The sequence below is a fragment of the Paenibacillus sp. J31R109 genome, assembly GCF_059692055.1.
The window spans coordinates 298,247-310,850 of sequence record NZ_JCAUAR010000007.1; the positions used below are offsets into that span (position 1 = coordinate 298,247).

General features: G+C 43.8%; 8 protein-coding genes and 1 pseudogene. 8 read left to right on the plus strand and 1 reads right to left on the minus strand.

From position 1 onward, the window contains the following. Window positions 1–23: 23 nt before the first annotated feature. From AC58QT_RS19935 to AC58QT_RS19970, 8 genes and pseudogenes are all read left to right on the plus strand, one after another. Entirely contained in the window at window positions 24–1,541 is a 1,518-nt protein-coding gene (locus tag AC58QT_RS19935; RefSeq protein ID WP_497410534.1) for an FGGY-family carbohydrate kinase, read from the plus strand. 24 nt (window positions 1,542–1,565) lie between these two features. After that, window positions 1,566–3,033, plus strand: a pseudogene (gene gtfA / locus AC58QT_RS19940) (sucrose phosphorylase). 29 nt (window positions 3,034–3,062) lie between these two features. After that, entirely contained in the window at window positions 3,063–5,624 is a 2,562-nt protein-coding gene (locus AC58QT_RS19945; RefSeq protein WP_497410535.1) for a glycoside hydrolase family 2 protein, read from the plus strand. 205 nt (window positions 5,625–5,829) lie between these two features. Continuing rightward, window positions 5,830–7,611 carry a sensor histidine kinase gene (locus tag AC58QT_RS19950; protein WP_497410536.1) on the plus strand — a complete coding sequence of 594 codons (1,782 nt, stop codon included), beginning with the start codon at window positions 5,830–5,832 and terminating at the stop codon, window positions 7,609–7,611. Beyond that, window positions 7,604–8,353 carry a response regulator transcription factor gene (locus AC58QT_RS19955; RefSeq protein WP_497410537.1) on the plus strand — a complete coding sequence of 250 codons (750 nt, stop codon included), beginning with the start codon at window positions 7,604–7,606 and terminating at the stop codon, window positions 8,351–8,353. Before AC58QT_RS19950 ends, AC58QT_RS19955 begins: the two co-directional genes overlap by 8 nt. 121 nt (window positions 8,354–8,474) lie before the next feature. Then, a complete protein-coding gene (locus AC58QT_RS19960) occupies window positions 8,475–9,803 on the plus strand; it encodes an ABC transporter substrate-binding protein (protein ID WP_497410538.1) in 1,329 nt (442 codons plus the stop codon). 71 nt (window positions 9,804–9,874) lie between these two features. Beyond that, on the plus strand, window positions 9,875–10,822 hold the full coding sequence (locus AC58QT_RS19965; protein WP_497410539.1) for a carbohydrate ABC transporter permease: 948 nt from the start codon (window positions 9,875–9,877) through the stop codon (window positions 10,820–10,822). Continuing rightward, window positions 10,812–11,642, plus strand: coding sequence for a carbohydrate ABC transporter permease (locus tag AC58QT_RS19970; RefSeq protein WP_497410540.1), 831 nt, complete (start codon window positions 10,812–10,814; stop codon window positions 11,640–11,642). The genes AC58QT_RS19965 and AC58QT_RS19970 overlap by 11 nt, the downstream gene beginning before the upstream one ends. 65 nt (window positions 11,643–11,707) lie before the next feature. On the opposite strand, the gene AC58QT_RS19975 is transcribed toward AC58QT_RS19970, so the two are convergent. Then, complete coding sequence (locus AC58QT_RS19975; RefSeq protein WP_497410541.1) at window positions 11,708–12,490, minus strand: helix-turn-helix domain-containing protein; 783 nt, start codon at window positions 12,488–12,490, stop codon at window positions 11,708–11,710. Window positions 12,491–12,604: the final 114 nt, after the last annotated feature.

Sequence of the window (12,604 nt, forward strand, 5' to 3'; positions counted from 1 at the left end):
GTGATTAGAAGGAGGCGGCAGCCGTGTTTCTAGCCCTAGACATCGGAACAACGAATATCAAAGCAGGCATTGCGGATGAAAAAGGGGCGCTGCTTGCTACAGCAATTCGAGTAAACCAGAAGAAGCAGCATTCAGATGGTTACGTGTATTACGATCCTCAGGATTTGTGGCATACCATTGCATTGCTTATCCAAGAGGTTATTTCCACGGCAGGAGTCACGACGGTTTGCTCCGTTGGCATCACGAGTATGGCAGAAAGCGGGCTGTTAGTCGATCGCCAAGCAGGTACGGCTCGAACGAAGATTATACCGTGGTTCGAATCTTGCTCACTTCCTCATGAGAAGCGAATCAAGCAGGAGATCGACGCGTATGAACAGTTTTGCCAAAGCGGACTACACCCATCATTCAAACAAGGGCTGTCCAAGCTGCTCTGGATTCAAGAAACACAGCCTGAAGCACTCCATGGCAGCGTGTGGCTGTCTGTTTCCTCCTATGTGGCCTACTTGCTGACGGGGAAATTTGCGGAAGAAGAAACGCTTGCTGCTCGAACATTCGTCTATCGGATGGATAAGCGGGAGTGGAACTTGCCTTTGATTCATCATTTCGGTTTAAAAGAAAGTCATTTCCCTACAGTCGTTGCAACGGGTGCGGCTATTGGCACGGTTCTCCCTGACGTGGGTCAAAGGTTCGGTTTAGGGCCTTCGACAATAGTTTGTCTCGCTGGGCATGATCATGTCTGCGCATCGCTGACGATAGGTCAACCTGAGCATCGTAACGTGTACAACTCCATGGGCACTGCTGAAACATTAGTAGGAAGCTTTGGAGCTAGAGCGCTTGGACTAAACGATTACCAATCAGGGCTAGCATTTGGACGGCATCCTTTGGCGGATCAAATGTTTTGGATGGGAGGTCACTCTGCGTCAGGTGGTTCCGTTGAATGGTTGAGAGACCTCCTCGATACAGGAGATTTATCGTATTCGGATATTCTGGGCTTGCTCGATCAGGTTGAACCAGGCCCAACTGGTATTCTATATTATCCTTATTTGTCCGGTTGCGGTGCACCATCTCCGAATGCTATGGCACAAGCAGCTTGGATTGGTCTGACTTCCCGCCATCGTCGCGGTGACATGTTCAAGGCTATTCTGGAAGGGAATTCCTACCACATGGAGTGGTTGCGACTCCAGGCTGAACAAGTAGGCGGAGAACCCATTAACAAGTTGGTGGTTGTTGGTGGCGGGGCCAAAAACAAACATTGGCTGCAAATCAAAGCAGACGTATCGGGGATCGAGCTGCATCATCCCGATTTGCCGGAGGCAACGCTGCTCGGCGCAGCGCTAACGGCTGGGGTGGGTGCCGGTGTGTACGCTTCCTTTGAAGAAGCTATGCGTGCTGTTCCAACAGGCCGCTTGCACATCTATAGGCCTGATCGTGCTATATATGATCAGTACCAGTCTATTTTTCAAAAAGGCTTCGCTCACCTTCGCCCATTGCTATTAGAATACGACATGTGGGTAAGACAACCGTCTAGAAATGAACGCTAAACGATAACGCATAGGAGGAATACGATGCCACAGAAGAATCAAGTTCAACTGATTACGTACCCAGACTCACTTGGCGGTGATTTACAATCCCTACATCAAGTGCTGAGCAATTATCTCTCAGATTTGTTTAAAGGCGGCATTCATATCTTGCCTCCATTTCCTTCGTCGGGGGATAGAGGCTTTGCACCATTAACTTATTTGGAAATAGAGCCTGCGTTTGGCACGTGGGAGGATATAAAGGCGATAGGGCGTCAATATGATGTGCTTGTCGACTTAATGGTTAACCATATTTCCAGGAAATCAACGTATTTTCAGGATTTTTTGAAAAATGGGCGCGGTTCCGAATATGCAGATCTATTTATTACGTTAGATAAGGTCTGGAAGGACGGAAAGCCTGTTAAAGATGATGTCGATAAGATCTTCTTAAGAAGACCGAGACCCTATTCTACTTTTCACATTGAAGAAACGGGTACCGAGGAAACCGTGGACCACATTCGGCAAGGAAGATCCTTCCGAGCAGATTGACCTCGATATTCGATCGGAAAAGGTTAAACAGCTATTAACCGATTTCTTCACCAACTTCTCCGCAAATAATGTGAAGACGGTGAGACTCGATGCAGTCGGCTTTGTAATCAAGAAGCTGGGAACAAGCTGTTTCTTCGTAGAGCCAGAAATTTATGATTTCCTTAATTGGATAAAGGGAATGGCGGATTCCTTAGGTATCGAGCTGTTGCCTGAAGTGCATGCTCATTCTCAGATCCAAAATAAACTGGCTGAACGCGGATACTGGATCTATGATTTTGTTTTGCCATATACGATTCTTGAGACGATGTTGAACAATTCTAGCCAGAAGCTTTGCGAGTATTTAAAAGTACGTCCGAGCAAGCAATTTACCATGTTGGATTGTCATGATGGCATTCCTGTTTTACCTGATTTGGCTGGTCTTGTCGATACGAAGGCTGCCAGAAATGTAGTCGATCTTTGTGTAGAAAGAGGCTCAACACTTAGCTTGATCGTTTCCGATGAGCATAAAGGCGAAGGTGGTTTTGATGTTCACCAAATTGGCGGAACCTACTATTCGGTATTGGGTTGCAATGATGATGCCTATATCGCTTCAAGGGCGATTCAATTCTTTGCTCCGGGTATTCCGCAAGTGTATTATGTTGGCTTATTGGCAGGGGAAAATGATAATGAGGCTGTCAAAGCGACGGGAGAAAATCGTGCCATGAACCGTCACAACTACACCATGCAAGAAATTGAAGCTTCTTTGAAAAAAGATGTTGTTCAACGCTTGTTCAAGCTTATTCGATTTCGAAATGACTATCCCGCATTTAATGGGGAGTTTAAAGTTCTGGAATCCGCTAAGGAAGAAGTTCATCTGTCCTGGTGTAAGGATAGCTACTCCTGTACGTTATTTATCGATTTGAAAACGAAGCGAACTGTCATTGCGTATTTGGATAGTAAGGGTGAAAGGATTCAATATAGCGTTTAGATAAGGCTAACTCTCAGGAGGAATCAAGCATGAATAGCAAACTTATTTTAAATGGTAATGACTGGAAAATTTTAGATTTTATCGACGAAGCTTGGCGGACCAAACAGGTAGAAAGTGACGAACCGACAGATCCTCGGCCGTGGGTTAAGGCAACGGTTCCAGGGAGCATTCACCAGGACCTCTGGGACAATGGGATCGTGCCAGATCCTTATTTTGAACAAAACAGCCTTATGCTCGAGTGGATTCCACAGCGCTCTTGGGTATATAGAAAGTCGTTTTTTGTTGAAGGGGGGAAAGAGGGAAGCGAAGCACGGTTGCACCTGCATGGTATTGATTATAGAGCGCACATTTACCTAAATGGTACGTTGCTAGGTACTCATGAGTCCATGTTTGTACCTGCCGAGTATGAGGTTGCTTCCCATCTCCGATACGGGGCAGATAACTTGTTGACCGTGGTCGTTGATCCGGCTCCTCCATCTGAGTCCCAGATGGGGCGAACGTCCAAAGTCGGACATACGAAAACAAGAATGAATTATTGGTGGGATTTTACACCCCGTATGATTCATCTAGGTATTTGGCAGGAAGTATACATTGCATTTTCCGGACCCGTAACGGTAGAAGATATTTACATCCGACCGCAGCTAAACATAGATTATACCCGTGCGGAGGTTTCCGTAGACATCGAGCTTTTTTCCAGAAAGGCTATCTCTGCTGAAGTCGATCTGATGATAGCTCATAACGGGAGCCAAGTCGCCATCTTAACCTGCTCTGCGCAGAAGTTGACTGAAGGAGTAACGAAGCTCGAGGTCATGATGCCCATCGACGATCCGGAGCTGTGGTGGCCGAATGGGGAAGGTGCGCAGCCGCTATACCAGCTGACTGTTAGCGTAAGGGAGTCAGGCGCTGAAGAAGTGATGTATCAGCGGGAGACCGAATTTGGCATCCGAAAGGTGGAGTTCTCACCTAACGAAACCTCTCATCCGACCGCTTTGCCGTACACCTTCACGTTGAATGGCCGAAAGGTATATGTCAAAGGGTATAATTGGGTGCCGATCGATGTCCTTTACGGGGTTGAGCGCTTGGAAAAGCTAGAGCATCTACTTACGCTCGCGAAGGAAGCGAATGTAAATCTCATTCGAGTCAATGGCGTGGGCCTCATTGAGACAGATGCTTTCTATAACCTATGTAACCGGCTCGGGCTCATGGTCTGGCAGGAGTTCAACCTGACCAGCTCCGCTTTTAACAGTAAGCCGAAAGAGGATGAATCGTTCATCAACCAAGTTATACAGGAAGCGGAAAGCATCATCCCGCTCAAGCGAAACCATCCGTCACTCGTGCTGTGGTGCGGGGGGAATGAACTGGAGTCGTTGGACAAGCTTCCATTAAACGAGGAAGAACCTGTGCTTGCTGCACTCAAAGCGATAGTCAAACGACTCGATCCAGACCGCTTATGGCTGCCTTGTTCACCTTCAGGTCCGCTGCCGTTCAACGGTATTAACATGAGTCGGAACCGGCCGGATGACCTGCACGATGTCCATGGTCCTTGGCACCACGAGGGCTTGACTGCGCAATATACGCTTTTCAATGCCGGAGCTAATTTATTACACAGTGAATTCGGAGCGGACGGCCTCACGAACCTGAAAGCGCTGGAGGCGACCCTGAAGCCAGAAAACCGCTGGCCGGTTACGCTGCACAATCCAGTGTGGTATCACCTAGGCTCCTGGTGGGTGCAGGAAAAGCAATGGCGTGACATTTTCGGCGAATTCTCCGACCTTGAGACGGCCATTGAAGCAACCCAATACTTGCAGGCGGAGGGTGTGCGTTACGCCATTGAGAGGAATCGTGCTCGCAAATTCCGCAACAGCGGTGTTTTGCCGTGGATGTTCAACGAGCCATATCCCATGGCAGCATGCACGTCGGCCATTGATTATTTCGGCCGACCAAAGCATTTGTATTACGCCTCGGCACAAGCGTATAACACTGTTTCCATTACGGCCAAATTCGCAAAGCAAGCTTGGGCAAACGATTTGGATTTTAAAGCGGAATTGTGGGTGACCAACGGCGGTACCCAAGATTATACAGAGGCAGAGCTGCATTGGTCGATGGAAGGAGCTAATGGCAACGGCTTTGCAAGCGGTATGCGTAGGATAAATGTGGGAGCTAATGAAGCGGATAGCTTCGGAGATATCAGCTGCCAATTACCTAAGATTCATGGTAATCTGTTTTTTCTTACACTTCAGCTCAAGATGCCATCTGGTATTGTAATTACCTCTAATCGTTATCTGTTCACGACGACGGAAAATCTTCAGCCAATGCTGGATCTTCCACGCACTGTACTGGATATTCAATCGGATTACAAGGGTCCAAATTGGAGCATTACGATAACAAACCGAGGGGAGTGTGCCGCCTTGCTTGTCCGAGTCGATGATGAACGATCTCTGGATGCCGAAGGGTGGGGCTATATTAGCCACAGCGGATTCCATCTGCTCCCTGGGGAGAGCCGCACAGTTACAGTTGTCTGGAAAGGTACCGGGACTCACAGCGTGCTGTCCGTCCAGGCACTTAATGCGGATAAGCGGATAGTAAAATAGCTATATTCATATTCACAAAAACCGGACAGGCTCATCCTGTGCCGGTTTTTTGTTCTAACCGCCTGCGATAACGTATGCTTGCTGGATTCTTATTAATTGCATAAAATAACACTAAAGTGAGCAGCGAACAAGCTTAAATAAATGGGTAAAGATAATTGCTCCAATATCGCATGCAATAAAAAAGTGATGGGAGGGTTTGTTAGTAATGAAAAAAATGAAGCCTATGACATTGCCGCTTCGGGCAAAATTTATGATTATATTTTTCATTCTCATCACGATCCCTTTCATTGTTAGTGGCATACTGACTTACCGTAAATATTCATCAGATGTCGAACTTAGTGCAAGCATGTATACCCAAAAAATTGTCCAGCAGATGAATACGAATTTGGATCGCTATATGAATGACATGGAACGTGTAACCACGTCTCCCCTTTATGATGGTGGTATTCTGAGTATCTTACAGACACATGATCAACGCCAACAGACAAATGCGTATCAAAGTACAGATGAGCAGTTAAAGATGAGTTTATTTATTTCATCGTTGTCGTTTGGTAAGAATGAAATCGAGAGCATCTTGATCTTTGCCAAAGATGGCTTCTTGTTTAGTAATAGGGAAACTAGTGTATCCCCTTTTTGGCTTGGGGATGCAACCACAGAAACTTGGATGAGTAAGGTGAATCAGGCAGATGGCGCCATGATGATTCTCCCTTCACATGCAGTAAACTATTATAAAACAACACCGCAGACGAAAGTTGTTTCCATAGCAAGAGTGATACGAACACCTTATACGAATAAGCCCATTGGTATCATCAAAATAGATCTGAAGAAGGATGCTTTTGAAGAAATTCTATCTTCGGTTGATATCGGAGTTAACAGTAGATTGTATATTTCTGATAATAATGAGGCATTGATTTACTCTACGGATAAAGAAACAGATCCTACGACAAGTGACCCTTCCATCCACCGTAGCAACAAAGATTACATCGTATCTTCTGTCATGTCGGACAAAACAGGTATAACCGTTACTGGGGAAATACCGCTAAATGAATTACGTAAAGATGCTAAACGGTTGACTAGCTATACACTCATTATTTCAATCATCTCGGTGATTTTCGCTTATGTCATTGCTATCGTTTCTTCGAATCGGTTGGTGAAACCGATTTCACATCTTCAAAGTAAAATGAAAAAGGTACAAAAAGGATCATTGAGGGAAAGGGCTGTCGTGAGCACCTCGGATGAAATCGGACAACTGACAGAAGTATTCAATACGATGATTGAAGAAATCGAACATCTAGTGAACGAGGTATATGAAACGAAGTTGAGCCAACGAGAGGCTGAAATATCAGTTCTACGCAGCCAGATGAATCCACATTTTCTGTACAATACATTAGAGACAATTAATATGTTGGCGGTTCAAAAGAATAACATGGAAGTATCTGCCGTGGCCACAAGTTTAGGTAAACTACTTCGATACACGGTGGACAAACAGGATCTTCCCGTTTTTTTAGAGGATGAAATTCAATTTGTAGAAGCCTATCTAAGCATTCAGACCTTACGATTTGGAGAGAAGATTCTTCCAAGAATACTTGTGGATTCGTCTTTTCTTCGATGCTACGTCCCTAAATTAATTCTCCAGCCATTGGTTGAAAATGCGATTGAACATAGCATGCATGATGCGCCATTGACGATCACTTTGTCTTGTACAATGGTAGAAGATGATATTATACTCGTTGTGCAAGATGATGGCAGGGGAATACCACATGAGAAGCTTGAATCTCTACGTCAAACCATTGAATTACCTAAAGTATCGCTGTTGGAGAAGCAAGGCTTTGGCAGTCAACCTAAAGGTGTCGCTCTACGAAATGTTAATCAACGATTACACTTGTTGTATGGTGACAAGTATGGCTTATCTATTCAATCGACCTATCAGGAAGGTACAACGGTGGCAATTCGGTTGCCATTTATGTGGGGGGAACAAGATGTATAACATATTGCTGGTTGAAGATGAACATACCATTCGTTCGGGATTGAAAAAGCTCGTAGAGGACGTAATTCAAGGATTCAAGGTCAAGTGGGAAGCGAATAATGGGAAGGAAGCACTCGACATCCTGAATGGACAAATTCCAGACGTGTTGCTGACAGATATTCGTATGCATGAGATGAATGGTCTTCAATTGATTGAGCGTATGAGGGAGCAATTCCCCCAGCTGCCTATTCTGTTAATCAGTGGATATGGTGATTTTGAATACGCCAAACAGGCGATTCGCTTTAGTGTTACGGGGTATCTATTAAAGCCTGTAGATCGTGTGGAGCTCACGCAATATTTAACCAAGATTAAAAAAACATTAGATGATAAATTGGGGATAAATGAGGTTCAAAAAAAGGGTGCGCCGGACGAAATTAAACCGGAACGGCCAATCATTCGTAGGGTAAAGGACTTGATCAGTGAACGACTAGATCAGGACATTTCATTGCAATATATGTCTGAGCAAGTTGGTCTTAATTCACAGTACTTGTCATCGATGTTTAAATCAGAGACAGGACAAAACTTTAATGATTACGTTACAGAAATGCGAATGAATGAAGCAAAGCGTCTTCTAAAGAGTACAAATCTTAAAATTTATGAAGTAGCGGAGTTATCTGGCTATATGAATCCCAAACATTTCATGATGACATTTAAGCAATCGGTCGGCATGACACCATCTGAATATCGAGGGGCAAGCGAATAATCTCGAAATTTCGAACCTTTTCTCTAGTTTGAGGGATTTCTTGAACTAGGGTTTTTTCTTTATAATCGTACTTGTAAGTGCTTACAATATAACGTTTTCATAATAGAAAGGGGTCTTAACCATGCAAAAAGTACTCGCTACACTAGCTGTAAGTGCAATGTTAATCTCTACAGTTACTGCTTGTTCTTCCAAAGAAACGGAGAAGCCGGCTGCAACAACAAGTACGCAAGTAACCGCATCCGCTGCTCCTAAAAAAAATGTCAACCTGAAACTCAGCCTTTGGGGAGACGATGCGCGTAAAAAGCAATTTGAAGATTTGTTCGCCAAGTATAAAGAGACTCATCCAAATGTAAGCGTAGAGGTGCTTTTAGTTCCTTTTAATGATTATCAACAAAAACTTTCCATAATGAGTGCTTCCAAAACAGCACCAGATATCGCTTGGTTAGCAGAGCGCATGGTGCCACAGTTCCTTGAAACGAATCAACTATTGGATTTATCCACGCTGCAATCGGATACGTCCTATGATTTAAAAGATATCTTTCCAACAACACTGGATGCGTTTAGAAAAGACAATAAACTATATGGAATTACGTTTACATCAGGACCGAAAGTTTTATTTTATAACAAAAACCTGTTCAAAGATAAAGGCTTAAAAACTCCGCTTGAGCTATCCAAAGAAGGCAAATGGACCTATGAGGAATTTACGAAAACGGCGAAAGCATTGACAGATCCGAGCAAAGGCGTATATGGCGTCAACTTATTCGCAACGAATAATTCGTGGAAGAATTGGCAGGATGGGTTGATGGATACTATCTGGGCTAGCGGGGCAGATTTGCTAAGTGGGGACGGCAAGAAATTCTTATTAAACTCGCCTGAAGGGGAGCAAGTTCTCAAATCGGTCTCCGATATGATATTCAAAGATCAATCGCATGTAAAGCCAGGTGATCAAACAACGTTTGAATCAGGCAAAATTGGGATGGTTCGTAACAACTACAGTTACTCAGGAAATGCAAGAAAAATTGAGAGCTTCGATTGGGACATTGCGCCAATGCCTAAAGGCTCCAAAAAAGATGCGCCAAGCGCAGTAGGGATCGCAGGTTATTCGATTTTTAAAGAGAGCCAGAACGCAGCAGAGGCTATTGAACTTGTAAAATATTTAACGGGTAAAGAGGGAATGACAGAGCTGCAAAAAACATTTGCGCCTACGCGGAAATCACTGCTTGAATCAGACGCATTCTTAAAAGCCGCACCTAAGCCTTCGGCAGAAGGTATCAAAGCTGCTTATATTGATCCATTAAATACAGGGGTTCGTGTACAACCAACACATCCAAACTGGCAGCAAATTGATGTCAAAATTCAAACGATGCTGGATATGTTGTACTTAAACAATGAAACACCGAAACAAATCCTTGACAGAATGGAGAAAGAAGTTACGCCACTACTAAAATAAACGATCTTATGATAGGATTGTCAGACTTTCGGGTGTCTGGCAATCCTAATCAAAAGGAGAGGGACAAATGCATGGGTAATCGAGTGGAGGGAAATATAACGATAGCGCATGGATCTGTAGCGCCATCGAAGAACACTAGCCGTTTAGCACAAAGAGAGAAATGGTATGGCTACTTATTTATTATGCCCATGGTTTTGGGGTATTGCTTATTTCTGTTAGGCCCTATATTAACCTCATTCTATATGAGTTTTACGAACTGGTCATTGATAAAAGCGCCTGAGTTTGTAGGTTTAGACAACTATCGAACACTATTTTCCAACGATCACGTGTTTGTTGAAACTGCGATTAATACCTTATACTTTACAATCTGCCTAGTACCTTTAAATATCATTTTAACCTTAGCTTTAGCCTTACTTCTTAAGGAGAAAATTCCCGGGATCGGCTTGTTCCGGACGGCAATCTTTACGCCCGTCGTGACCTCAGTCGTCGTTTGGGCGATTGTGTGGAAATATATATTCCAAACCGATAATGGATTATTAAATACGGTTCTAAAACTGTTCGGGCTATCAGGTGAAGCCTGGTTGTATGATTTGAAATGGGCGATTCCTGTTGTTGTTCTGGTAACCCTGCTGAAGGGGTTGGGGATGAATATGGTCATTTTCCTGGCAGCACTTAATGATGTACCGACGATGTATTATGAAGCAGCTAAAATCGATGGTGCATCCAAAACGAGAACTTTTTTCAGCGTCACACTGCCTTTGATCTCATCATCCGTCTTCATGGTTTTAATTATTACTATTATTGGGTCATTGAAAGTGTTCGGCCAGATCTACGTCATGACAGGCGGTGGCCCTGGGACGAGCACGTACGTCTTCGTTTACTACATTTATGAGCAAGCCTTCAAAATGTATCAGTTCGGATATGCGTCCGCCATTGCTTTTGTACTCTTCTTTATCATTCTTATCTTAACCATTGTTCAATGGATTGGCAGAAAGAGGTGGGTACACCATGAGCAATAAAACAGTTCGATATACGATTAAATATCTCGTTCTTAGTTGTGTATCACTTCTCGTCCTAGCGCCATTTCTTTGGATGGTTAGCACTTCACTGAAGGATTTCAGTAAGATTTTTATGTTTCCACCACAGTGGCTTCCATCGCCAATTGCTTGGAGTAATTATGTCGATTTGTTCGTGAAACAACCCTTTCATCTCTATTTGTTTAATAGTTTATATATTGGTGTAGTTGTAACAGCTGGAACTTGTATTTTCGCTGCGCTAGCTGGATATGCATTCGCGAAGATTAACTTTCCGATGAAGAATCTCATATTTCTCGTTTTATTGAGCTCAATGATGATTCCTACCGAAGTGACAGCTATTCCTTTATTTATTTGGTTATCCAAATTTGGTCTTGTGAATACACATTTCCCTTTGATAGTCCCCCCAATGTTAGGGGCAGGCGGAATGTTTGGCGTATTTTTGTGTAGACAATTTTTTATCACTGTACCGAACGATCTTGACGAAGCAGCTAAAATTGATGGATGCACGCCATGGGGGACGTTTTGGCGAATCATGCTTCCAATGGCTTCACCAGCTCTGGCCACACTTTCCATTTTTACGTTTTTGCATAGCTGGAATGAGTTCTTTGAACCGCTTGTGTATTTAAGCTCCAGCAGGTTATATACGATTCCTCTAGCGTTATCTTTATTTACATCAGAATCAGGAACACAATGGAATCTGGTTATGGCAGCCTCCGTTGTTGCAACACTGCCATTATTAATCGTATTCTTCTTGGCTCAGAAGAAGTTTATTGAAGGTGTAGCGATGACGGGAATTAAATAAGATGAATGCAAATAGCGGCAGCCTAGGACGTATTTTATCGTCTGAGGCTGCCGCTATTTGCTGTGTTAAACGCGATAATTCTTACGATAGCCAGAAGGACTTATCCCCATGTGCTGTGAAAAAACGCGACTGAAATAGAAAGCATTCTGAAAACCACATTGCTCCGCAATGTTTTCCAGAGAATCTTGGGTTTCAACGAGTAAAAGCCGGGCTCGGGTTAATCGCACTTTGGTTGCAAACCGGACGGGGGATAAGCCATAGGCAGCTTGGAAACGACGAGTAAGTTGAGAGTTGCTTATGCCGAGTGTTGTGGCAAGCTCTTGTAAGGATAGTTCGTGCTCACATGTCCGTGTTTCAATATAGGCAGCTGCTTTATTCATTAAAGGGTCAATGGTACCCGCACTATGATGCTGTGTTTTGTATTGTTCACGATGAGATTGGAAAATAAGATCCTTGATAAGGTGGCGTGCATCTGATGTGAACTGTTGCTGAAGATCTTCCGATTCTTGCCACTCTTGCAAGTATTGAAACGTGGATCGAAGTCGACTGATATCTTTCAAGCGTACGATTTGGGGGAGGGTCCAATCTCCCAAACAGGTGAATTCGCAGAAATGAAAGGAAAGCTTTTGCAGGACATGTCGTCTCAATGTGTGGTTCGGCGGACAAAAGATCAATTCGCCAAATTGAGCTAGTTGTTCTTTGGTATCGTCTCCCCCATCAATGGTGAACGAAAAGCTGCCATCTTGGGCGGCTAACATGACCCAACCTTGATACGTATCTTCAGTAAGTGAAAACTGCTCTCTTTGGTCGGCATAATAATAGCGTGTTAATTTGATGTCTTGTATCAAATAACGAGTTCTCCTTTCCATGCAAAAAAGTATATGTATTAGTATAACTTCGTGCATGGAATAAGGGAAGTATTCGCTGTAATATAAAGATATAAACAAGCCGAAGATTGCTGG

Bases quoted from the DNA above. Each gene is read 5' to 3' on its own strand.
- AC58QT_RS19945 (WP_497410535.1), top strand. From the start codon at position 3,063: ATGAATAGCAAACTTATTTTAAATGGTAATGACTGGAAAATTTTAGAT.
- AC58QT_RS19950 (WP_497410536.1), top strand. From the start codon at position 5,830: ATGAAAAAAATGAAGCCTATGACATTGCCGCTTCGGGCAAAATTTATG.
- AC58QT_RS19955 (WP_497410537.1), top strand. From the start codon at position 7,604: ATGTATAACATATTGCTGGTTGAAGATGAACATACCATTCGTTCGGGA.
- AC58QT_RS19960 (WP_497410538.1), top strand. From the start codon at position 8,475: ATGCAAAAAGTACTCGCTACACTAGCTGTAAGTGCAATGTTAATCTCT.
- AC58QT_RS19965 (WP_497410539.1), top strand. From the start codon at position 9,875: ATGGGTAATCGAGTGGAGGGAAATATAACGATAGCGCATGGATCTGTA.
- AC58QT_RS19970 (WP_497410540.1), top strand. From the start codon at position 10,812: ATGAGCAATAAAACAGTTCGATATACGATTAAATATCTCGTTCTTAGT.